The following is a 20,660-nucleotide window of genomic DNA, read 5'->3' on the forward strand; positions in this document are numbered from 1 at the left end:
CCTAAGCCCTAAGTCATCATTGTAATCAAACGACCAATTACAGGATGTTCAGCGGGTATTGCGCGATCAGACGCAGTTCATCCAGGGACGGCGAACCGTAGTAGATGGCATCGCTGGAGCGGTAAGTCGCTTGACGTACGCGCAGGCTCAGGTCTTTAGCCGGGCCGCTCTGGATCACGTACTTGGCTTCGATGTCACGTTCCCATTCTTTGGCGTTGTTGGTCACGCCGTTGTCAGCACCGCTACCGGTGACATAACGGGTCATGAAGCTCAGGCCTGGAATGCCGAAGGTGGCCATGTTCAGGTCGTAGCGAGCTTGCCAGGATTTTTCACCTTCAGCGTTGAAGTCGGAACGGGCAACGGAGTTGGCGAGGAAAATCGTGCCGCCGCCGTCTACGCCGTAACCGTAGTCACCGTCACCGGTAACCTTCTGGTAAGCCAGGGTGAAGGTATGAGCGTCGATGGTGTATGCGCCTTGCAAGCTGTAGGCACGGTTATCGAGCTTGGTAGTGTTGTCTTTCTCTGCGCGTTGCAGGCCCAGACCATCACTTTTGGTGCTGTAGATGTTGAAGTCAAAGGCCAGCGACTGTTCCTTGCTCAGAGCGTGAGTCCAGTTGACGTTGGCGTAGGTCTTCTTCCAGTAGTCTTCGGTTTTTGCGTAGTACAGGCTACCGGTCAACTCTGGGGTGAAGGCGTAGACGCCACCAACGAAGTTGGTTTCCTTCAGGCCCAGGCTGTCGTGATAGGTTGCTGCTTGCGCAGTGCTGGCGGTGAAGTGACCACCTTCCAGTTTCAGGCCCTTGATCTCGTTGCTGGTGATCGAGATACCTTGTGGCAGCTCTGGCAGCAGGCGGCTGTCGTCGGAAGCGAAGACAGGAGCGGTGGTGTACTGGTCACCGATTTTCAAGACCGTGTCAGAGAAACGGAACTTGATGGCGGCGCCACCTTTGGAGTAGTCATCCTGTGCACGACCGTCAGCGCCGACAGGCAAGATGCCGGTGCCGGAGCGACCTTTACCGCTGTCCAGCTTGACGCCCAGCAGGCCGATGACGTCGATACCCACGCCGATCTGGCCTTGGGTGAAGCCCGACTGGTACAGACCGTTGAAGCCCAGTGCGGTTTCGTCGACGCGGCTTTTGCCGGTGTCATTGTTACGGTAGTCGCGGCTAAAGTTCAGGAGGCGAGTGTTGATGCTGAAAGTACTGTCATCCACAAAGCCCTTGGAATCGTCCTGAGAGGACGCCATTGCGAACTGCGAGGTGCCTGCTGAAACAGCCAGGGCGATCATGCTCCACTTCATCACGCGCATCGTGATTTGCTCCTTTGGTTTTAGGAAGAGTACTGCCGTCCCACCTATATTTTTGTCTGGGCGGCTCTTTCTTTATTGTGTCGGCGCAAACTTATATCACGCTGACAATATTGGCGATACTTGCCCATCTATCCTTTCAGCTTCTTTACGAGCCTGTCGTAAATTGCTATGTCCATGTCGCAAATTTACAGTTCGAATGTAACCGAACTGACAACTTCAATACTGTTTTAAAACCTTGAGATCAGGGTGAAAAATTGACCCTTTAAAGTTTTAACACATCCCTGAAACGCATTGACCCGCTGTTGTTCTCTGTCGCGAAACACCTGCTTCCTGCCGGTGCTGTTGTCGACCATAGGAGTGTGAATGCAACAAGCGTGCACAAACACGTTACCGAATGTGATTTTTTCGTGAAAATTGTCAACGCACTGTAAAAACCGCATAAGCACGGGCTTTTTACGCCGTTTGGTTTGGCCTTGACGGGCGTGCTGTACTCCTGTTCGGTGGTGCATAAAACCTGCGCCAGCGCAAAACGTTACCGGTTCACCCCGTTCGGTGGGTAGTCGGCGGATCCCTTTGAGGCACAAATGGGTCATTTTGGTGCAGTTGTTCCCCGTCTGCATTTTTGCTCCAAGTGACGCTTCTTGCCTTGAAAGCCCTCTGGCTCAAGGTCTTGGCGCGTACCTTGTGTCCCGACTTTGACCGGGTGAGGGTGCGCTGGTCATTTAGCGTAGCCGAAATATTGGCCTGTCTCGAAATGGTGCACTTTTTTTCGTGAAGTCCTGTTTGGGCGCGTATTTGGCCTGATGCATTCGCCGTGAAGCGCCAGGCATTCGCAGGTATGCTGGGCGCCTGAAACTTGACCCGCCGAACGGGAGTGACTGCTGTGTTCGCCTTAGATCCACGTCTTCAACAAGACACCTTGCCCATCGGGGATTTCCCCCTGTGCCGGCTGCTGCTGTCCAATGACTCAAATTACCCCTGGTTCATCCTGGTGCCGCGTTTGAACGGTATCAGCGAAGTGTTTCAACTGGATGTCGCTGACCAGCAGCGGGTATGGCAGGAAAGCACCGCGCTGGCGCAGGTGCTTAATGAAGGGTTTGGCGCCGACAAGATGAACATCGGCGCCTTGGGTAATGTGGTCAGCCAACTGCACGTGCATGTGATCGTGCGCAAGCGCGATGATGCCGCCTGGCCTGCGCCTGTCTGGGGCAAGCATCCGGCGAAGCCTTACAGCGATGAACAGGTTGCAGTGATTCGTGCACGCCTGCGCGAGATCCTGCCGGCTGACTTCACGTTCCTGGGGGCTTGAGCCATGGACCTTCAAGATCGCGTGACCGACCTGGAAAGCCGCCTGGCCTTCCAGGACGACACCATTGAGACCCTCAATGACATTCTGGTCACCCAGCAGCGGGCCGTCGAACGGCTGCAGTTGCAGATGACGGCGCTGCTCAAGCGCCAGGAAGAAATGGGCGGCCAGTTCGAGTCTTCCGAGGAAGAAGCGCCGCCGCCTCATTATTAATAAGGCAGGGGTGAACCCCCGGGCATAAAAAACCGCGATGCAGCCAGGCTGCATCGCGGTTTCTTTTTTCGGGGTGCTGGAATCAGCGACGCGGCAACGCGGCGATCACATCTTCAGCTTGCAGGCCCTTGTCACGGTTCATGACGGAGAACTCCACGCGCTGGCCTTCCACCAGGACGCGATGGCCTTCGCCGCGAATCGCCCGGAAGTGGACGAAGATATCGTCACCCGAATCCCGGGAAATAAAGCCGAAGCCCTTGGAGGTATTGAACCACTTGACCGTACCGGTATCCCGGTTGGTCATGTCGTAGCTTTGCGACGCAGCGGCCGGGGAGGAGCGGTAAAAACTGATGGCCAGATGAAGAACGATGGCTACCAGTGCTATTGCCAGGCTGAGCAGGACGGCCGGGTGACCACCGACTTCAGGCATAGGCGCCAGCAGGGTGAGGGTTTGCACGACAACAGCCAGAACCAGCAGGGCGCTGACCAGGTTTTGCAGTTGATGACGCGGGCCTTTGTTCCAGTAAGGAATGACTGGAGCCAGTGTCAGGTTAAGAAGACCAAAGAAGGTCAGGTAGAGAGCGTCAGGTTGTTGCAGGTAAGGCAGGGTTTCTGATCGCAGGCTGGGGATAAAGGACAGCAGCAACGCTGCAGCGCCCGTTAGCAGGTGGACGATTTTCAACATTTTGATTAACTCACGTTAAGACGGATCACAAGGAAGAGCTGACTGGCACGGTTCGCTTCTGAACAAATGGAGGCGTTGGACACGTACGCGGGTATCAGCCTATGCCGCTTGCCGCGAAAAATAACGGCGGCGACACGCTGCCTATTTAACAGCAAAGCCTGTGCCTACTCAAATCAAGCATTTCAGGCTGTTGCGGGGGTTGGGGCATTTCTGCGTCAAACGCTTGTCCTAGACAGGTGCAGGCTTTTCGCAGGCGTTGGGTAATTTTTCTTGCGGGGCCTGAAGCGCCGTCTGCTGTGCAGATTCGCTCTGCAAGGGGCGTTTTGCCGCACCTCAAGCGGGACCGCCAGGCTGCACAAGGCCGGCACTCTTGCTAGAGTGGTGCTGCACCTGATCAATGAATTTTTTATCAATTGAAGGGGAAAAACATGGCAATCGATATTGGTATCAGTGAAGAAGATCGTAAATCAATCGTTGATGGACTTTCGCGACTGCTTTCCGATACCTATGTACTTTACCTGAAGACCCACAACTTCCATTGGAACGTGACGGGCCCCATGTTTCGCACGCTGCACTTGATGTTTGAAGAGCAGTACAACGAACTGGCGCTGGCGGTGGATTCGATCGCCGAGCGTATTCGTGCCCTGGGCTTCCCGGCGCCAGGCGCTTACTCGGTGTATGCGCGACTTTCTTCGATCAAGGAAGAAGAGGGCGTGCCGAGCGCCGAAGACATGATCAAGCAACTGGTTGAAGGTCAGGAAGCGGTTACCCGTACGGCTCGAGGCATCTTTCCGTTGCTGGATAAAGTCAGCGACGAGCCCACGGCGGACTTGCTGACCCAGCGTATGCAAGTACATGAAAAAACCGCGTGGATGTTGCGTTCCCTGCTCGAAAACAAGTAATACCGGCTGCGGGTGGGCGTCGAACTGACGCCTCTCGCACGCTTGCCTCCCGGCGTTTCCTTCACTCTGCGAGCTTCCTGATACGCGCGTTGGCTTGTCCTACGGCGATCGGCTCCCTGTCTTCTGGCTGCACTTGTCTTCTTGATGTTTTATAGGCCCCGCGGCCAACAAGAACGATTGATGAGTGGTCGTCAGGCAATGGAGTGTCAAGTGTATGTCACGCGGAGCAGGTAATGGAGTTATGGAAACGTGCGGGTTGCACAAGATAAAGGTAGATCCCTTTGCCAAGGGGTTTGATATGAACTTGGCCAGGCCATTGTCCCGATCCGTTCGGCTTAATGGTTTTTCGACGTGTTTGCGGCTTGAAGAGGTCTATTGGAATATTCTTGCGGAGATAGCCAGGATTAATACCTGCTCGGTCAGTGCGCTGCTGTCGTATGTCGACCGTGAGGTGCACTTGCGTTATGGCGGTGTAAAGAACTTCAGCGGTCTGGTCAGGGTGGTGTGCGTGGTTCATGTATTGAAAGGGCGCATTGGCGCACCCTCTGCCCCGCCGGGGCAGGCGTGATCCTGCCGGGCCCGGGGTTCTCCCGGGTCTGGCGCCTGGCAGGAGCCTGCGGCAGCCACCTATATATAAGGAGCCGCGCGCCGCTACGGCTGCACTGCCTCGATTTACCAGATATAATCCCGGGCTTTGCTGCGCATGCCGGGACTTTCCCTAGGGTTGGAGTCAGGGCAGTGCGCGGCGTACGTCGTGATCTGATCGCCGAGACATCTCCATGCCCATGTACGACTATCAATGCGCTTCCTGTGGTCATCAGTTGGAAGCCATTCAAAAGATCAGCGCCGCGCCGCTGGTCGATTGCCCAGCCTGCCAGGCGCCGGAGCTGAAAAAGATGTTGTCCATGCCGGGCTTTCGCCTGAGTGGCAACGGCTGGTACGAGACCGATTTCAAGACCGGCTCGAAGAAGAATCTGGCCGGCGGCGACAAAGCAGACTGAGTTGAACTCTACGCGCAGGCTCCTGCATTATCCGTCACCTGACTAAGCTGTACGGTGATGAGGCAGGCCTCCACCGAATTTCGAATTACGAGAAGCGAAACCACTATCATGATGCGCAGCCACTATTGCGGCCAACTGAACGAGACCCTGGAAGGTCAGGAAATCACCCTTTGCGGATGGGTTCACCGTCGCCGCGACCACGGCGGGGTGATCTTCCTCGATATCCGTGATCGTGATGGTCTGGCCCAGGTGGTGTTCGATCCGGACCGCGCCGAGAGCTTCGCCGCCGCCGATCGCGTGCGCAGCGAGTACGTCGTGAAGATCACCGGCAAGGTTCGCCTGCGTCCGGCCGGTGCCACCAACGCCAACATGGCGTCGGGCATGATCGAAGTGCTGGGTTACGAGCTGGAAGTGCTGAACGAGTCGGAAACCCCGCCGTTCCCGCTGAACGAGTTCTCGGACGTCGGCGAAGAAACCCGCCTGCGTTATCGCTTCCTCGACCTGCGTCGCCCGGAAATGGCCGAGAAGCTGCGTCTGCGTTCGCGCATGACCACCAGCATCCGCCGCTTCCTGGACGAGAACGGCTTCCTTGACGTTGAAACGCCGATCCTGACCCGTGCTACCCCGGAAGGCGCCCGCGACTACCTGGTGCCGAGCCGTACCCATGCCGGTTCCTTCTTCGCGTTGCCGCAATCGCCACAGCTGTTCAAGCAACTGCTGATGGTTGCCGGCTTCGACCGCTACTACCAGATCGCCAAATGCTTCCGTGACGAAGATCTGCGGGCTGACCGCCAGCCGGAATTCACCCAGATCGACATCGAGACCAGCTTCCTCGATGAAAAAGAGATCATGGGCATCACCGAACAAATGATCCGCAACCTGTTCAAGGAAGTGCTGGACCTGGAATTCGGCGAATTCCCGCACATGACCTTCGAAGAAGCCATGCGCCGTTACGGTTCCGACAAGCCGGACCTGCGTAACCCGCTGGAGCTGGTTGACGTTGAAGACCAGTTGAAAGACGTCGACTTCAAGGTGTTCAGCGGCCCGGCCAACGACCCGAAATGCCGTATTGCTGCCCTGCGCGTGCCTGGCGCTGCGAGCATGCCGCGCAAGCAGATCGACGACTACACCAAGTTCGTCGGCATCTACGGTGCCAAGGGCCTGGCGTACATCAAGGTCAACGAGCGCGCCAAGGGCGTTGAAGGCCTGCAGTCGCCAATCGTCAAGAACATCCCTGAAGCCAACCTCAACGTGATCCTGGATCGTGTTGGCGCGGTTGACGGCGACATCGTGTTCTTCGGCGCCGACAAGTCGAAGATCGTCAGCGAAGCACTGGGTGCACTGCGGATTAAAGTCGGTAACGACCTGAACCTGCTGACCTGCAAGTGGGCGCCGATGTGGGTGGTCGACTTCCCAATGTTCGAAGAGAACGACGACGGCAGCTTCAGTGCCCTGCACCACCCGTTCACCGCGCCGAAGTGCACGCCCCAGGAGCTGGAAGCCAACCCGGCTGGCGCTCTGTCCCGTGCCTACGACATGGTCCTGAACGGCACTGAGCTGGGTGGCGGTTCGATCCGTATCCACCGCAAGGAAATGCAGCAATCGGTCTTCCGTCTGCTGGGTATCAACGAAGATGAGCAGCAAGAGAAGTTCGGCTTCCTGCTCGATGCCCTGAAATACGGCGCACCTCCCCATGGCGGCCTGGCCTTCGGCCTCGACCGTCTGGTGATGCTGATGACAGGTGCCCAGTCGATCCGTGAAGTGATTGCCTTCCCGAAAACCCAAAGTGCTGCCGACGTTATGACGCAAGCACCGGGTGTGGTGGATGCCAAGGCACTGCGCGAGCTGCATATCCGTCTGCGCGAGGCACCAAAGGCAGAGTAAGGCCCCAGCGTGAACGCGCGATAAGGTTTTACATGTCAGCTAGGGCGCATCTTCGGATGCGCCTTTGCGTTACAAGGGCTGTACGTTAAAGAGGGAAGTCCTGCCTGGGGCGGGATTGACAGGTTTCTACAGAATTTCGGAGTTGTGTTATGGCTGGCCATTCCAAGTGGGCGAACATCAAGCACCGCAAAGAGCGTCAGGATGCCAAGAAAGGCAAGATCTTCACCAAGTGGATTCGCGAGCTGACCGTAGCCGCGCGCCAGGGCGGCGGTGACCCGGGTTCCAACCCGCGTCTGCGCCTGGCCCTGGACAAGGCCCTCGGTGCCAACATGAGCCGCGACATCATCGACCGCGCCGTAGCCCGCGGTGCCGGTGCGGCCGACACCGATGACATGGTCGAATTGAGCTACGAAGGCTACGGCCCGGGTGGCGTGGCGGTGATGGTCGAGTGCATGACCGACAACCGCAACCGTACCGCGGCGGCGGTGCGCCATGCGTTCAGCAAATGTGGCGGCAACCTGGGCACTGACGGTTCGGTGGCCTACCTGTTTGAGCGCAAGGGGCAGATCTCCTTCGCGCCGGGGGTTGACGAGGACGCACTGATTGAAGCGGCGATGGAGGCGGATGCCGACGACGTGGTGACCAATGAAGACGGTTCCATCGACGTGTTCACCTCGTTTGCGGGCTTCTATTCCGTGCGTAACGCCCTGGAAGCCGCGGGTTTCAAAGGTACCGATGCGGAAATCGTGATGCTGCCGACCACCAGTGCCGAACTGGACCTGGACGGGGCGCAGAAGGTGCTCAAGATGCTCGATATGCTGGAAGACCTGGATGACGTGCAGAACGTCTACTCCAATGCCGATATCCCGGAATCGGTCGCCGAACAGCTCACTTAAGGGCACTGAAGATCCAATGTGGGAGCTGTCGAGCCCCGGCGAGGCTGCGATGGCATCAGCTCGGTGTGACTGATGCTCCGAGGTGCCTGCATCGCAGGCAAGCCAGCTCCCACAGGGTTCTATGCTGTTACACAAACCATGTGCCTCGCGCATCCGCTTTAAACCCATCTCGCAGGCGTTATGACTCTAATCCTAGGTATCGACCCCGGTTCGCGAATCACCGGCTTTGGCGTGGTCCAACAGACCCCGCGAGGCTGCGTATACGTGGCGTCGGGCTGTATCCGTACCGGCGCCGGCGAGTTGGCCGAGCGCTTGCAGATCGTTTACCGCGGCGTGCGTGAAGTGATCCAGACCTACGGCCCGGTCACCATGGGCATTGAAAAAGTGTTCATGGCGAAAAACGCCGACTCGGCCTTGAAGCTCGGCCAGGCCCGCGGCGCGGCGATTGTTGCCGGTGCCGAGGAGGGCATGGAGATTGCCGAGTACACCGCGACCCAGGTCAAGCAGGCCGTGGTCGGTACCGGTGCGGCCAATAAGGAGCAGGTGATGATGATGGTCATGCATATGCTCAAGCTCACCGCAAAACCGCAAATCGATGCCTCGGACGCCCTGGCCATTGCCATTTGCCACGCCCATACCCGTTCCAGCCTGCTGCCCCATGGCCTGGGTACGGCACGCAGTCGTGGCGGTCGGCTGCGTCTCTGATAGCATCAGCGCAATCATTCTGCGTGGGGTGCATGAACGGCCTGTGTTGGCGGCCGCCATGCCCGCGTAATTACCGGTCAGGCCTTGATCTGAGCCGATTCTTAAGGATTCGAACGTGATTGGACGCTTGCGCGGCACCTTGGCTGAGAAACAGCCGCCGCACCTGATTCTTGATGTAAACGGCCTGGGCTATGAGCTGGAAGTGCCCATGACGACGCTCTACCGCCTACCGTCGGTCGGTGAACCGCTGACCCTGCACACGCATCTGGTGGTGCGTGAGGACGCGCAGTTGCTCTATGGTTTCATTGGCAAGCGTGACCGGGATTTCTTTCGTGAGCTGATCCGCCTCAATGGGGTGGGGCCGAAGCTGGCGCTGGCGCTGATGTCGAGCCTGGAAGTCGACGAGCTGGTGCGCTGTGTATCCGCCCAGGACACCTCGGCGCTGACCAAGGTGCCGGGAGTGGGCAAGAAAACCGCCGAGCGCTTGCTGGTGGAACTCAAGGACCGCTTCAAGGCCTGGGAAGTGGTGCCGAGCATGTTCGCCCTGGTGCCTAACCAGCCGGACGCACCGGGTGTGCCGGTGGCCAGCGCTGAAAGCGACGCCGTCAGCGCGCTGATCTCCCTGGGCTACAAGCCGCAAGAGGCGAGCAAGGCCGTGTCGGCCATCAAGGACAAGAACCTGAGCAGCGAAGACATGATCCGCCGCGCCCTGAAGGGAATGATTTAAGTGATTGAAGCTGATCGTCTGATCGCGGCCACCGGCCCTCGTGATCGTGAAGAAGTCCAGGACCGGGCGATTCGCCCCCTGAGTCTTGCCGAATACATCGGCCAGCCCACCGTGCGGGAGCAGATGGAGCTGTTCATCCAGGCGGCGCGCGGGCGCAGCGAGTCACTGGACCACACATTGATTTTCGGCCCGCCGGGCCTGGGCAAGACCACCCTGGCCAACATCATTGCCCAGGAAATGGGCGTGTCGATCAAGTCCACCTCCGGGCCGGTACTTGAGCGCCCGGGCGACCTGGCAGCGCTGCTGACCAACCTGGAACCCCACGACGTACTGTTTATCGACGAGATCCACCGGCTGTCGCCCATCGTCGAGGAAGTGCTGTACCCGGCCATGGAAGACTTCCAGCTGGACATCATGATCGGCGAAGGCCCCGCGGCCCGCTCGATCAAGCTCGACCTGCCACCGTTTACCCTGGTGGGTGCCACCACCCGTGCGGGCATGCTGACCAACCCGTTGCGAGACCGTTTCGGGATTGTTCAACGTCTAGAGTTCTATAGCACGGCGGATCTGGCCACCATCGTCAGCCGCTCGGCGAGCATCCTCGGTTTGCCCCTGGACCCGGAAGGCGCCTTTGAAATCGCCCGCCGCGCTCGCGGAACGCCACGGATCGCCAACCGTTTGCTGCGCCGTGTGCGTGACTTCGCCGAAGTGCGAGCCAAGGGCCATATCACCAAGCCGGTCGCTGACCTGGCGCTGAACCTGCTGGACGTGGACGAGCATGGCTTTGACCACCAGGACCGGCGCCTGCTGTTGACCATGATCGAGAAGTTCGACGGCGGTCCGGTAGGGGTGGACAGCCTCGCTGCAGCGATCAGCGAAGAGCGGCACACGATTGAGGATGTACTGGAGCCGTACCTGATCCAGCAGGGTTACATCATGCGTACGCCGAGGGGGCGTGTGGTCACCCGGCATGCGTATCTGCACTTTGGGTTAAACATTCCGTCACGATTGGGCGATATGCCCGTAGTAGACGAATTCCTCGATGCAGTAGACGATTAAAAGACCTTGGCGATTCGATTTATTCGGCGTTTGTGCTGTCCTAGTGGCTGGCGTCGTCATTCTTTCGTTAGAAATGTGCCACAGAATGAAAAACAGTTGCCTGGCCGGATTGGCAACCTGAGGAGTAAGCACTAGAGTATGCGCGCGCAAAACGGGGATCAGTCGTTCGCACATCGCTGTCGCGTTTATTACGAGGACACCGATGCTGGCGGCATCGTTTATTACGTCAATTACCTAAAGTTCATGGAGCGGGCTCGAACCGAGCGGCTACGGGAGCTGGGCTTTGCCCAATCCCAGCTGGCAGGGGAGGACCTGTTGTTTGTCGTGCATTCCAGCGAGGCGCGTTACTACGCGCCGGCGCGACTGGACGACGAACTGCTGGTCAGCGCAGAAATAACCGAATTGAACCGTGCCAGCCTGCGCTTTAAACAGCAGGTCAGGCGGGCTACGGATGCAACGCTGCTCTGTGAGGGGCAGTTCCTGGTGGCCTGTGTTCGCACCAATAGTTTGAAACCCCGGGCCATTCCCGAAACTCTACGCGCGGCCTTTGCCGGCGTGAGCGGCGCGGGTAAACATTCAGAGCAGGAGATTTAGCGTGGAACCTACCGTCGTCGACCATTCCTCCATGTGGAGCCTGGTCAGCAATGCCAGTGTCGTGGTTCAACTGGTGATGCTGGTCCTGGTAGCCGCATCGGTTACCTCTTGGGTCATGATTTTTCAGCGCAGCAACCTGCTGCGTGCCGGTCGACGTGCCCTGGAGAGCTTCGAGGAGCGCTTCTGGTCGGGTATCGACCTGTCCAAACTGTACCGCCAGGCCGGCAGCAACCCGGACCCGGATTCGGGCGTAGAACAAATCTTCCGTGCCGGCTTCAAGGAATTCTCCCGCCTGCGCCAGCAGCCAGGCGTTGACCCGGAAGCGGTCATGGAAGGTGTGGCCCGTGCCATGCGCGTTGCGATTTCCCGCGAAGAAGAGAAGCTTGAGCAAAGCCTGCCGTTCCTCGCTACCGTCGGTTCCGTGAGCCCGTACATCGGCCTGTTCGGTACCGTGTGGGGGATCATGAACTCCTTCCGCGGTCTGGCCCAGGCCCAGCAAGCGACCCTGGCCACCGTGGCCCCGGGTATTGCCGAGGCACTGGTCGCCACGGCCATCGGCCTGTTCGCCGCTATTCCCGCCGTAATCGCCTACAACCGTTTTGCCTCCCGTGGCGAAACCTTGATCAGCCGTTACTACACCTTCGCCGATGAATTCCAGGCGATCCTGCACCGTAAAGTGCACACCAGCGAAGAATAAGCAGGTAATTCCCAATGGCTTTAATCGCTCGAGCTCGCAAAAAGCGCAAGCCGGTCGCCGAGATGAACGTAGTGCCTTACATCGACGTGATGCTGGTGCTGCTGGTTATCTTCATGGTGACCGCGCCGATGCTCAATCAGGGCGTGAAGGTTGATCTGCCCAAGGTTTCCAGCGAAGCCTTGCCGCAGGACAACAACACCCAGGTCCTGACCATTTCGATCAAGGCTGACAAGACCTATTACTGGAACCTTGGCAGCGAAGTCGACACTCAGAAACAGCAGGACAAGGCCATGACTTTGCCGCAGATGACTGATGCTGTGACCAAGATCATTCGCGCCGGCAACGAAGGTGGCAAGCACACCCAGGTGTTCATCCGCGGCGACAAGGTCGTCGACTACGGCTCCGTCATGGGCGCCATGGGGGGGCTGCAGAAGGCCGGCGTCGGTAATGTTGGCTTGATTACCGAGGCGCCCTGATGCACCAACAGCGAGAGCCGTCCGCCTCGGAAAGCTTCTTCTGGCCTAGCGTCTGGGCGATTGCCCTGCACGTCCTGGTGTTTGGCATGCTGTTCGTCAGCTTTGCCATGACCCCGGACCTGCCGCCAGCCAAGCCGATCGTGCAGGCGACCCTGTATCAGCTGAAATCGAAAAGCCAGGCCACCACCCAGACCAATCAGAAGATTGCGGGTGAGGCCCAGAAGTCGGCTGCGCGCCAGACTGAAGTCGAACAGATGGAACAGAAGAAGGTCGAGCAGGAAGCGGTGAAGGCTGCTGCGGAACAAAAGAAAGAAGAGGCGGCTCAAAAGGCCGAGGAATCGAAAAAGGCTGACGAGGCGAAGAAAGCTGAAGAGGCGCAAAAGGCTGATGAAGCCAAGAAAGCCGATAAAGCTGCCGAAGCCAAAAAGGTCGAAGAGAAACAATTGGCTGATATAGCCAAGAAGAAATCTGAAGAAGAAGCCAAGAAAGCTGCTGAAGAAGAGGCCAAGAAAAAGGCCGCTGAAGACGCGAAGAAAAAGATTGTCGAAGACGCGAAGAAGAAAGCCGCGGACGACGCCAAGAAGAAAGCTGAAGCTGACGAGGCGAAGAAGAAAATCGCCGACGATGCGAAGAAGAAAGCTGCCGCCGATGCCTCCAAGAAAAAGGCACAGGAAGCAGCCCGTAAATCGACCGAAGACAAAAAGGCCCAGGCCTTGGCCGATTTGCTTTCCGACACGCCGCAGCGCCAGCAAGCCTTGGCCGATGAACGTGGTGATGAAGTCGCGGGCAGTTTCGATGACCTGATTCGCTCACGAGCAGCAGAAGGATGGGCCCGTCCTCCTTCGGCACGCAAAGGCATGACAGTAGTGCTGCAGATCGGCATGTTGCCGGACGGTACGGTGACTTCGGTCGGCGTGTCCAAGTCCAGTGGCGATGGTTCGTTCGACAGTTCGGCGGTTGCAGCGGTCAAGAACATTGGCCGGTTGACCGAGATGCAGGGAATGAAACCAAGCGACTTCGCTCCCTACCGTTCATTCAAGATGACATTCACACCTGAGGATCTAGCCTTGTGAGAAACCTTCTTCGAGGAATGCTTGTCGTTATTTGCTGCATGGCAGGGATAGCGGCGGCGGATGAAAAGAACATCCTGGTCACCAGCGGTAGCGATCGGGCCACCCCGATCGCCGTTGTACCGTTTGGCTGGCAGGGCGGCAGCGTGCTGCCGGACGACATGTCGCAGATCATCAGCGATGACCTGCGCAACTCCGGTTACTACGCACCGATCGACAAAGGCAACATGATCAGCCAGCCGACCCAGGCCAGCGAAGTCATCTTCCGTGACTGGAAAGCGCTGAACGCGCAGTACCTGATGGTGGGCAGCATCACGCCGGCCGGCGGTCGCCTGCAGATCCAGTACACCCTGTTCAACGTCGCGACCGAGCAGCAAGTGCTGACCGGCAGTGTGTCGGGCACCACGGATCAGTTGCGGGACATGGCGCACTACATCTCCGACCAGTCGTTTGAAAAACTGACCGGGATCAAGGGTGCGTTCTCCACCCGTCTGCTCTATGTAACGGCCGAGCGTTTTTCGGTAGACAACACTCGTTACACTTTGCAGCGTTCCGACTATGACGGCGCTCGCGCAGTGACGCTGCTGCAATCCCGTGAGCCGATCCTGTCGCCTCGCTTTGCACCCGATGGCAAGCGTATCGCCTATGTATCCTTTGAGCAGAAGCGTCCACGGATCTTCGTTCAGCACATCGATACCGGTCGCCGTGAGCAGATCACCAACTTTGAAGGCCTGAATGGCGCGCCAGCCTGGTCGCCGGATGGTTCCCGCCTGGCATTCGTACTGTCCAAAGATGGCAACCCGGACATCTACGTCATGAACATGGCCTCGCGCCAGCTGAGCCGTGTCACCAGCGGCCCGGGCATCAACACCGAACCGTTCTGGGGTAAGGATGGTTCCACCATCTACTTCACCTCCGACCGTGGCGGCAAGCCGCAAGTCTACAAAACCAGCGTCAACGGCGGCGGCGCAGAACGAGTGACCTTTATTGGTAACTACAACGCTGCACCGAAGCTTTCGGCCGATGAAAAGACGTTGGTGATGATTCACCGTCAGGATGGTTTCACTAATTTCCGGGTTGCGGCCCAGGATTTGCAGCGTGGAACCGTAAAAATCCTCACAGATACCAACCTTGATGAGTCAGCCACTGTTGCGCCCAACGGCACCATGGTAATCTACGCCACCCGCCAGCAGGGCCGGGGAGTCTTGATGCTCGTGTCCATTAATGGACGCGTAAGGCTCCCGCTTCCTACCGCACAAGGCGAAGTCAGAGAACCGTCCTGGTCCCCTTACCTGAACTGACGCGGCGCTACAAATAGAAGTACTTAACACACTGGGGTTCATTAGGAGTTTCACGATGGAAATGCTGAAGTTTGGTAAGTTTGCTGCTCTGGCTCTGGCTCTGTCCGTAGCCGTTGGTTGCTCGTCTAAAGGCGGCGACAATGCCGGTGAAGGCGCAGCTGTTGATCCAAACGCTGGTTACGGCGCTAACACTGGTGCAGTTGACGGCTCCCTGAGCGAAGAAGCTGCTCTGCGCGCTATCACCACTTTCTACTTCGAATACGACAGTTCGGACCTGAAGCCAGAAGCCATGCGCGCTCTGGACGTTCACGCGAAGGACCTGAAAGCTAACGGCGCTCGCGTTGTTCTGGAAGGTAACACCGACGAACGTGGTACTCGTGAGTACAACATGGCACTGGGCGAGCGTCGTGCGAAAGCCGTTCAGCGCTACCTGGTACTGCAAGGTGTTGCTCCGGGCCAACTGGAACTGGTTTCCTACGGTAAAGAGCGTCCAGTTGCTACTGGCCACGACGAGCAGTCCTGGGCTCAAAACCGTCGCGTCGAACTGCGTAAGTAATTCGTCATGCGAACGTGCCGTCGTGCTCTAACTGTATTGGCTCTCAGCCTGGCACCGCTCGCGGTGTGGGCTGCGGTTCCTGTGGAAGATAGCAACTCTGGCTATAACAATAGCGGGAGCAGTTATCCGCCAGCGGGTTATGGCACGAACGGCGCCTATGCCGGGGGCGCGGCTACGGCCGCGCCTTCGGCACAGGGCGAGCTGTTCAACCAGCTGCAACGCATGCAGGATCAATTGTCGCAGCAACAAGGCACGATTGAAGTTCTGCAGAATCAAGTGAACCAGCTGAAGCAAGAAGGCCTGGAGCGATACCAGGATCTTGATCGACGTATTGGAGCCGGCGTTACACCTGCCGCCACTCCTGATAATTCTTCTGCCGGTGGCGCACCCAGTGCCGCCGCCGCCGGTGGTGCAGCAGCAGGGGCGGCGGCTGCCAGCCAAGCCCCTGCTGCCAGCAGTGAACCGGGTGATCCGGCGAAGGAAAAGCTGTATTACGACGCAGCCTTCGACCTGATCAAAGCCAAGGACTTCGATAAAGCCAGCCAGGCTTTTACCGCATTCCTGCGCAAATACCCGAACAGCCAGTACGCGGGCAACGCTCAGTACTGGTTGGGTGAGGTGAACCTGGCCAAGGGCGATCTGCAAGGTGCAGGTCAGGCGTTTGCCAAGGTCAGCCAGCTGTACCCCAAGCACGCCAAGGTGCCGGATTCGCTGTACAAACTCGCTGACGTAGAACGCCGCCTGGGTCATACCGACAAGGTCAAAGGCATTCTGCAGCAGGTGGTGGCCCAATACCCGGGTACATCTGCCGCTCAGTTGGCTCAACGGGATCTGCAACGCATGTGAGCGTTGCAACCCGTTTAGAAGAAACCCGCGCCCTGCGCGGGTTTTTTCGTTAGAATCCACGCCCTTTTATGAAACACGCTTTTTGGGGTTTACGCGGTGGCGGAATCCCTTGAAGTGCCTGACGGAGGCGGACAGCCTGTTTAGCTGTTACGCCCGTGGCGACTATGCAAGACACATTACGTATTACCGAAGTTTTTTACTCGTTGCAGGGTGAAACGCGCACTGCCGGGCTGCCCACTGTATTTGTGCGCCTCACCGGTTGCCCGCTGCGTTGCCAGTACTGCGACAGCGCCTACGCCTTCAGCGGCGGCACCGTGCGCACCCTTGACGACATTCTGGAGCAAGTGGCCGGTTACCGGCCGCGTTACGTCTGTGTCACCGGTGGCGAGCCACTGGCGCAGCCTAACGCTATTCCTTTGCTCAAGCAGTTGTGTGATGCCGGTTATGAGGTGTCGCTGGAAACCAGCGGTGCTTTGGATATTTCTGCGGTCGATCCACGCGTCAGCCGGGTGGTCGACCTCAAGACCCCGGGCTCCAAGGAAGTGCACCGCAATCGCTACGAGAACATCGAGCTGCTGACGGCCAACGATCAGGTCAAGTTCGTTATCTGTTCCCGTGACGACTACGACTGGGCAACCTCCAAGCTGATCCAGTACGGGTTGGACCGCCGCGCCGGCGAAGTCTTGTTTTCCCCCAGTCACCATGACCTGAACGCTCGCGACCTGGCTGACTGGGTCGTCGCGGACAACCTGCCGGTGCGCCTGCAACTGCAATTGCACAAATACCTGTGGAACGACGAGCCGGGGCGCTGAGATGACTGATCAAAAGCGTGCAGTCATCCTGCTGTCCGGCGGTCTTGACTCCGCCACCGTGGTCGCCATGGCCCGTGCAGAAGGCTACAGCTGCTACACCATGAGCTTCGACTACGGCCAGCGCCATCGCGCAGAGCTGGACGCCGCCGCCCGCGTCGCCCGCGATCTGGGTGTGGTGGAGCATAAGGTGATCGGCCTGAACCTCAATGGCATTGGCGGCTCGGCGTTGACCGACAGTTCCATAGACGTGCCCCAAGCGCCCAGCGAAGGCATCCCGGTGACCTACGTGCCGGCACGCAACACCGTGTTCCTGTCCCTGGCCCTCGGTTGGGCTGAAGTGTTGAATGCCCGCGACATCTTCATCGGCGTCAACGCCCTGGACTACGCCGGCTACCCGGACTGCCGTCCGGAATACATCGAGTCGTTCGAGCGCATGGCAAACCTGGCGACCAAGGCTGGTGTGGAAGGGCAGGGCTTTCGCATCCAGGCGCCGCTGCAGAACCGCAGCAAGGCCGATATCGTGAAGGCTGGCGTAGGACTTGGCGTCGATTACTCGCTGACTGTTTCCTGCTATCAGGCGGACAATGACGGCCGTGCTTGTGGGAAATGCGACAGCTGCCGGCTGCGTGCAGAAGGCTTCCAGGCGGCCGGAATTATGGACCCTACGCGTTATTTCTGATTTATTTCAAATAAGGTGTTGAATAATCCTTAGAAATCAGTATTATACGCGCCACCACACAGCGGGTCGTTAGCTCAGTTGGTAGAGCAGTTGGCTTTTAACCAATTGGTCGTAGGTTCGAATCCCACACGACCCACCATTTTTGGCGGTTTAGAAAATCCGGAAGGCCCACGCAAGTGAGGATTTCCGGGTTTTTTTTTGCCCAGTAAAAAGCCGATCACGCTCAAGGCTGAGCGTGATCGGCTTTTTCGTTCAACCTAGCCAAACCGCCCGGTTATATAGTCCTCGGTCTGCTTCATCTTCGGCTTGGTGAAGATTTCATCGGTATTACCGTGTTCAATCAGCTCACCCATGAACATGAATGCGGTGTTGTCCGAAACACGTGCCGCCTGCTGCATGTTGTGGGTCACGATAACCACGGTGTACTGCTCTTTCAGCTCGGTAATCAACTGCTCGATGCGCCCGGTCGAAATGGGGTCGAGCGCTGAAGTAGGCTCGTCCAGCAGCAACACTTGAGGCCGCAACGCAATGGTGCGGGCGATACACAGCCGCTGCTGTTGGCCACCGGAAAGGCTCTGGGCGCTCTGCTTGAGTTTGTCTTTCACTTCATCCCAAAGCGCACCCCCGCGCAGGGCCTGCTCGACACGGTCATCCATTTCCCGGCGTGACAGCTTTTCATGGTGGCGTACGGCATAGGCGATGTTGTCGTAGATCGACATGGGGAACGGCACCGGCTTCTGGAAGACCATTCCCACATGGCTGCGCAGCCGGTTCATCGAGTAGCCGGGGGCGAGAATATTCTCGCCATTGAGCAGGACTTCGCCGCGGGCTTCCTGCTTCGGGTACATCGAGTAGATGCGGTTGAACACGCGCAGCAGGGTCGACTTCCCACAGCCTGATGGACCAATGATCGCGGTGATGCGTTTTTCTGGAATGTCGATATCGACCGATTTCAGCGAGCGCTGGTTGTTATAGAAAAACTCCAGGCCGCGAACCCGGATTTTGGTTTTTTCATGAGCACTAAGGGTGGGTTGCATCAGTGGGACCTATTGCGCAAAAGAATCAGGCGAGACAGCAAGCTCAGCACCAGCACGAACATCGTCAGCACTAACGCGCCTGCCCATGCAAGGGAGTGCCAGTCGTCGAAGGGGCTCATGGCGTACTGGAAAATAACCACCGGCACGCTGGCAATGGGTTTGAGCAGGTTGCTGCTCCAGAACTGGTTGCCGAAGGCGGTGAACAGCAAGGGTGCGGTTTCCCCGGTAATCCGGGCCAGCGCCAGCAGGATGCCGGTTACAACACCGGCCTTGGCGGCTCTCAATACAATCTGCAACGTCAGCTTCCACTGCGGAACGCCCAGTGCCAGCGCAGCCTCACGCATGGTGGAGGGTTGCAGTTGGAGCATTTCGTCGGTCGTCCTCACCACCACCGGAATCACCAACAGCGCCAAGGCCAGTGCGCCGGCGATCGCGGAGAAACCCACCTGGTGATTGGTCAGCAGGTTCAGCGGCAGGATCACGCCGGTGTAGATGAACAGCCCCAGCACGATCGATGGCGCGGACAACAGAATGTCGTTGATAAACCGAACCGTGGTGCCCAGGCGCGAGTGGCGGGCGAATTCGGCCAGCCAGATGCCCGCCATCAGCCCGATGGGTGTGCCAATCAGCAGCGCAATCCCCGACATCAGCGCACTGCCATAAAACGCGTTGGCCAGGCCACCCTCTGTTCCCGGTGGCGGCGTCATCTCGGTAAACAGGCGCAGGTTGAGCGCCTGAAAGCCGTTGATGATGGTGGTCAGCAGAATCCACGCCAGCCACAACAGGCCAAAGGCAGTCGCGCCACAACTGAGCAGCATGGCCACTCGGTTCTTGAAGGCACGCTTGCGGTACAGGCGTTCGTTGTTGTTCATAGGCCCTCCTTGCGGGACAGGCGCATCAGCATCAACCGCGCCAGCGCCAGGACGACGAATGTCACGATGAACAGCAGGAAGCCCAGGGCAATCAGCGCCGAGCGATGCAGGTCGGTGTAGGCCTCGCTGAACTCGTTGGCGATGACCGAGGCGATGGAGCTGCTGGGCATCAGCAATGAGGCGGAGAACTGTTGGGCGTTACCCAGCACGAAGGTGACGGCCATGGTTTCACCCAAGGCGCGACCCAGGCCGAGAAACACCCCGCCGACGACCGCCGAGCGCGTGTAGGGCAAGACGATGTCCCACACCACTTCCCAGGTTGTGCTACCCAGTGCGTACGCCGATTCCTTCAACTGAGTCGGCACGCTGCGGAAAACTTCATGCATCACAGAGGTGATAAACGGCGTGATCATGATGGCCAGCACGATACCGGCGGTCAGCATGCCAATGCCCAGGGGCGGCCCCTGGAACAGCGAGCCAATAAACGGCAGTGCACCCAGGTAGTCATTGATCCAGGGTGAAAGGTATTCGGCCATGAAGGGCCCGAAAACAAACAACCCCCACATGCCATAGATGATCGATGGAATGCCGGCCAGCAGTTCCACGGCGGAGGCCACCGGCATTCTCAACCAGGGCGGCGCGACTTCAGTGAGGAAAATCGCGATACCAAAACTCACGGGGACTGCAATCAGCAACGCCAGAAAGGAGGTGACCAGGGTGCCGTAAATCGGCACCAGGGCGCCAAAGTGGTTGTTGACCGCATCCCACTCGGTACTGGTAATGAAACCGAAACCGAAGGTCTTGAAGGCCAGGCCGCCGCCCCACAAGGTGGAGGCAGCAATACTTGCCAGCAACAGCAAGACGAGCATGGCGGCGCCGAACATCGAGCGTTTGAACCACAGGTCATTGCGCTGATCGCGAGCGGCGCGGCTGTCACCCGAGACATCGCTCGCGTGTGTAGTCATAGCCAGAGGTTGGACAGTTTCGTTCATGTCAGATGTGCTCATCCCCTTGCTCAAGCGCGGCCTGGGCA

The 20,660-nt window shown here is 58.3% G+C and carries 24 protein-coding genes and 1 tRNA gene; 20 read left to right on the top strand and 5 right to left on the bottom strand.

The annotated features are described in order from the left end of the window. Nucleotides 1–37: 37 nt before the first annotated feature. Complete coding sequence (locus HX855_RS04660; protein WP_177089344.1) at nucleotides 38–1,309, bottom strand: OprD family porin; 1,272 nt, start codon at nucleotides 1,307–1,309, stop codon at nucleotides 38–40. Between the two features lie 883 nt (nucleotides 1,310–2,192). On the opposite strand from HX855_RS04660, the gene HX855_RS04665 reads away from it, so the two are divergent. Both HX855_RS04665 and HX855_RS04670 read left to right on the top strand, forming a co-directional pair. Further along, on the top strand, nucleotides 2,193–2,618 hold the full coding sequence (locus tag HX855_RS04665) for an HIT domain-containing protein (protein WP_177089343.1): 426 nt from the start codon (nucleotides 2,193–2,195) through the stop codon (nucleotides 2,616–2,618). A 3-nt stretch (nucleotides 2,619–2,621) separates the two neighbouring features. Beyond that, complete coding sequence (locus HX855_RS04670) at nucleotides 2,622–2,828, top strand: SlyX family protein (RefSeq protein WP_017847119.1); 207 nt, start codon at nucleotides 2,622–2,624, stop codon at nucleotides 2,826–2,828. An 82-nt stretch (nucleotides 2,829–2,910) separates the two neighbouring features. On the opposite strand, the gene HX855_RS33635 is transcribed toward HX855_RS04670, so the two are convergent. Then, nucleotides 2,911–3,513 carry a cold-shock protein gene (locus HX855_RS33635; RefSeq protein WP_003209798.1) on the bottom strand — a complete coding sequence of 201 codons (603 nt, stop codon included), beginning with the start codon at nucleotides 3,511–3,513 and terminating at the stop codon, nucleotides 2,911–2,913. Nucleotides 3,514–3,941: 428 nt separating this feature from the next. Here HX855_RS33635 and HX855_RS04680 point away from each other — a divergent pair, with 428 nt between their 5' ends. The 18 genes from HX855_RS04680 (at nucleotide 3,942) to HX855_RS04765 (ending at nucleotide 17,857) form a co-directional block, all read left to right on the top strand. Further along, on the top strand, nucleotides 3,942–4,415 hold the full coding sequence (locus HX855_RS04680) for a Dps family protein (RefSeq protein ID WP_003209800.1): 474 nt from the start codon (nucleotides 3,942–3,944) through the stop codon (nucleotides 4,413–4,415). 214 nt (nucleotides 4,416–4,629) lie between these two features. Next, nucleotides 4,630–4,983, top strand: coding sequence for a ribbon-helix-helix domain-containing protein (locus HX855_RS04685; RefSeq protein ID WP_177089342.1), 354 nt, complete (start codon nucleotides 4,630–4,632; stop codon nucleotides 4,981–4,983). A 211-nt stretch (nucleotides 4,984–5,194) separates the two neighbouring features. After that, nucleotides 5,195–5,416: an FmdB family zinc ribbon protein gene (locus tag HX855_RS04690; RefSeq protein ID WP_003209804.1), complete on the top strand. Its 222-nt coding sequence runs from the start codon at nucleotides 5,195–5,197 to the stop codon at nucleotides 5,414–5,416. A 108-nt stretch (nucleotides 5,417–5,524) separates the two neighbouring features. Next, nucleotides 5,525–7,300, top strand: coding sequence for an aspartate--tRNA ligase (aspS, locus tag HX855_RS04695; protein ID WP_076017427.1), 1,776 nt, complete (start codon nucleotides 5,525–5,527; stop codon nucleotides 7,298–7,300). A gap of 149 nt (nucleotides 7,301–7,449) precedes the next feature. Continuing rightward, complete coding sequence (locus HX855_RS04700; RefSeq protein ID WP_010169954.1) at nucleotides 7,450–8,196, top strand: YebC/PmpR family DNA-binding transcriptional regulator; 747 nt, start codon at nucleotides 7,450–7,452, stop codon at nucleotides 8,194–8,196. Between the two features lie 180 nt (nucleotides 8,197–8,376). Further along, nucleotides 8,377–8,901 (top strand): crossover junction endodeoxyribonuclease RuvC, encoded by a 525-nt coding sequence (gene ruvC / locus HX855_RS04705; RefSeq protein ID WP_177089341.1) that lies wholly within the window; start codon nucleotides 8,377–8,379, stop codon nucleotides 8,899–8,901. Between the two features lie 115 nt (nucleotides 8,902–9,016). Next, nucleotides 9,017–9,628 (top strand): Holliday junction branch migration protein RuvA, encoded by a 612-nt coding sequence (ruvA, locus tag HX855_RS04710; RefSeq protein WP_010169952.1) that lies wholly within the window; start codon nucleotides 9,017–9,019, stop codon nucleotides 9,626–9,628. Continuing rightward, entirely contained in the window at nucleotides 9,629–10,687 is a 1,059-nt protein-coding gene (gene ruvB / locus HX855_RS04715) for a Holliday junction branch migration DNA helicase RuvB (protein WP_177089340.1), read from the top strand. 138 nt (nucleotides 10,688–10,825) lie between these two features. Next, nucleotides 10,826–11,281, top strand: coding sequence for a tol-pal system-associated acyl-CoA thioesterase (gene ybgC, locus HX855_RS04720; protein ID WP_010169950.1), 456 nt, complete (start codon nucleotides 10,826–10,828; stop codon nucleotides 11,279–11,281). 1 nt (nucleotide 11,282) lies between these two features. Further along, a complete protein-coding gene (gene tolQ, locus HX855_RS04725; protein ID WP_177089339.1) occupies nucleotides 11,283–11,978 on the top strand; it encodes a protein TolQ in 696 nt (231 codons plus the stop codon). Nucleotides 11,979–12,001: 23 nt separating this feature from the next. Further along, entirely contained in the window at nucleotides 12,002–12,454 is a 453-nt protein-coding gene (tolR, locus tag HX855_RS04730) for a protein TolR (RefSeq protein WP_161635741.1), read from the top strand. After that, nucleotides 12,454–13,527, top strand: a complete 1,074-nt coding sequence (gene tolA / locus HX855_RS04735; RefSeq protein WP_177089338.1) for a cell envelope integrity protein TolA — start codon at nucleotides 12,454–12,456, stop codon at nucleotides 13,525–13,527. Before tolR ends, tolA begins: the two co-directional genes overlap by 1 nt. A gap of 17 nt (nucleotides 13,528–13,544) precedes the next feature. Further along, nucleotides 13,545–14,825: a Tol-Pal system beta propeller repeat protein TolB gene (gene tolB, locus HX855_RS04740; RefSeq protein WP_032868196.1), complete on the top strand. Its 1,281-nt coding sequence runs from the start codon at nucleotides 13,545–13,547 to the stop codon at nucleotides 14,823–14,825. 55 nt (nucleotides 14,826–14,880) lie between these two features. Next, entirely contained in the window at nucleotides 14,881–15,381 is a 501-nt protein-coding gene (gene pal / locus HX855_RS04745) for a peptidoglycan-associated lipoprotein Pal (protein WP_003209827.1), read from the top strand. 6 nt (nucleotides 15,382–15,387) lie between these two features. Then, complete coding sequence (gene ybgF / locus HX855_RS04750) at nucleotides 15,388–16,227, top strand: tol-pal system protein YbgF (RefSeq protein WP_177089337.1); 840 nt, start codon at nucleotides 15,388–15,390, stop codon at nucleotides 16,225–16,227. 164 nt (nucleotides 16,228–16,391) lie between these two features. Further along, complete coding sequence (gene queE / locus HX855_RS04755; protein WP_177089336.1) at nucleotides 16,392–17,039, top strand: 7-carboxy-7-deazaguanine synthase QueE; 648 nt, start codon at nucleotides 16,392–16,394, stop codon at nucleotides 17,037–17,039. Nucleotide 17,040: 1 nt separating this feature from the next. Next, nucleotides 17,041–17,718: a 7-cyano-7-deazaguanine synthase QueC gene (gene queC / locus HX855_RS04760; protein WP_177089335.1), complete on the top strand. Its 678-nt coding sequence runs from the start codon at nucleotides 17,041–17,043 to the stop codon at nucleotides 17,716–17,718. A gap of 63 nt (nucleotides 17,719–17,781) precedes the next feature. After that, nucleotides 17,782–17,857, top strand: a tRNA-Lys gene (locus HX855_RS04765). 118 nt (nucleotides 17,858–17,975) lie between these two features. Here HX855_RS04765 and pstB read toward each other — a convergent pair. Genes pstB through pstC form a run of 3 tightly spaced genes read right to left on the bottom strand, consistent with a single transcriptional unit; the run spans nucleotide 17,976 to nucleotide 20,619 of the window. Beyond that, nucleotides 17,976–18,755: a phosphate ABC transporter ATP-binding protein PstB gene (gene pstB / locus HX855_RS04770; protein ID WP_177089334.1), complete on the bottom strand. Its 780-nt coding sequence runs from the start codon at nucleotides 18,753–18,755 to the stop codon at nucleotides 17,976–17,978. After that, nucleotides 18,755–19,627: a phosphate ABC transporter permease PstA gene (gene pstA, locus HX855_RS04775; RefSeq protein WP_177089333.1), complete on the bottom strand. Its 873-nt coding sequence runs from the start codon at nucleotides 19,625–19,627 to the stop codon at nucleotides 18,755–18,757. Before pstA ends, pstB begins: the two co-directional genes overlap by 1 nt. After that, the gene (gene pstC, locus HX855_RS04780; RefSeq protein ID WP_177089332.1) at nucleotides 19,624–20,619 is read right to left on the bottom strand and encodes a phosphate ABC transporter permease subunit PstC; all 996 of its coding nucleotides are present in this window, start codon (nucleotides 20,617–20,619) and stop codon (nucleotides 19,624–19,626) included. Before pstC ends, pstA begins: the two co-directional genes overlap by 4 nt. Between the last annotated feature and the right edge of the window lie 41 nt (nucleotides 20,620–20,660).

Origin of the sequence: Pseudomonas sp. IPO3778, from assembly GCF_013386825.1 — a bacterium.
In the GTDB taxonomy this organism is placed as follows: Bacteria; Pseudomonadota; Gammaproteobacteria; order Pseudomonadales; family Pseudomonadaceae; genus Aquipseudomonas.

What these genes read in the sequence shown, in the direction of transcription:
- HX855_RS04670 (WP_017847119.1), top strand. Translation starts at nt 2,622, where the DNA reads ATGGACCTTCAAGATCGCGTGACCGACCTGGAAAGCCGCCTGGCCTTC.
- ybgF (WP_177089337.1), top strand. Translation starts at nt 15,388, where the DNA reads ATGCGAACGTGCCGTCGTGCTCTAACTGTATTGGCTCTCAGCCTGGCA.
- ruvC (WP_177089341.1), top strand. Translation starts at nt 8,377, where the DNA reads ATGACTCTAATCCTAGGTATCGACCCCGGTTCGCGAATCACCGGCTTT.
- pstC (WP_177089332.1), bottom strand. Translation starts at nt 20,619, where the DNA reads ATGAACGAAACTGTCCAACCTCTGGCTATGACTACACACGCGAGCGAT.
- aspS (WP_076017427.1), top strand. Translation starts at nt 5,525, where the DNA reads ATGATGCGCAGCCACTATTGCGGCCAACTGAACGAGACCCTGGAAGGT.
- HX855_RS04680 (WP_003209800.1), top strand. Translation starts at nt 3,942, where the DNA reads ATGGCAATCGATATTGGTATCAGTGAAGAAGATCGTAAATCAATCGTT.
- tolB (WP_032868196.1), top strand. Translation starts at nt 13,545, where the DNA reads ATGCTTGTCGTTATTTGCTGCATGGCAGGGATAGCGGCGGCGGATGAA.
- HX855_RS04685 (WP_177089342.1), top strand. Translation starts at nt 4,630, where the DNA reads ATGTCACGCGGAGCAGGTAATGGAGTTATGGAAACGTGCGGGTTGCAC.
- queE (WP_177089336.1), top strand. Translation starts at nt 16,392, where the DNA reads ATGCAAGACACATTACGTATTACCGAAGTTTTTTACTCGTTGCAGGGT.
- HX855_RS33635 (WP_003209798.1), bottom strand. Translation starts at nt 3,513, where the DNA reads ATGTTGAAAATCGTCCACCTGCTAACGGGCGCTGCAGCGTTGCTGCTG.
- pstB (WP_177089334.1), bottom strand. Translation starts at nt 18,755, where the DNA reads ATGCAACCCACCCTTAGTGCTCATGAAAAAACCAAAATCCGGGTTCGC.
- HX855_RS04690 (WP_003209804.1), top strand. Translation starts at nt 5,195, where the DNA reads ATGCCCATGTACGACTATCAATGCGCTTCCTGTGGTCATCAGTTGGAA.
- ybgC (WP_010169950.1), top strand. Translation starts at nt 10,826, where the DNA reads ATGCGCGCGCAAAACGGGGATCAGTCGTTCGCACATCGCTGTCGCGTT.
- pal (WP_003209827.1), top strand. Translation starts at nt 14,881, where the DNA reads ATGGAAATGCTGAAGTTTGGTAAGTTTGCTGCTCTGGCTCTGGCTCTG.
- tolA (WP_177089338.1), top strand. Translation starts at nt 12,454, where the DNA reads ATGCACCAACAGCGAGAGCCGTCCGCCTCGGAAAGCTTCTTCTGGCCT.
- pstA (WP_177089333.1), bottom strand. Translation starts at nt 19,627, where the DNA reads ATGAACAACAACGAACGCCTGTACCGCAAGCGTGCCTTCAAGAACCGA.
- queC (WP_177089335.1), top strand. Translation starts at nt 17,041, where the DNA reads ATGACTGATCAAAAGCGTGCAGTCATCCTGCTGTCCGGCGGTCTTGAC.
- HX855_RS04700 (WP_010169954.1), top strand. Translation starts at nt 7,450, where the DNA reads ATGGCTGGCCATTCCAAGTGGGCGAACATCAAGCACCGCAAAGAGCGT.
- HX855_RS04660 (WP_177089344.1), bottom strand. Translation starts at nt 1,309, where the DNA reads ATGCGCGTGATGAAGTGGAGCATGATCGCCCTGGCTGTTTCAGCAGGC.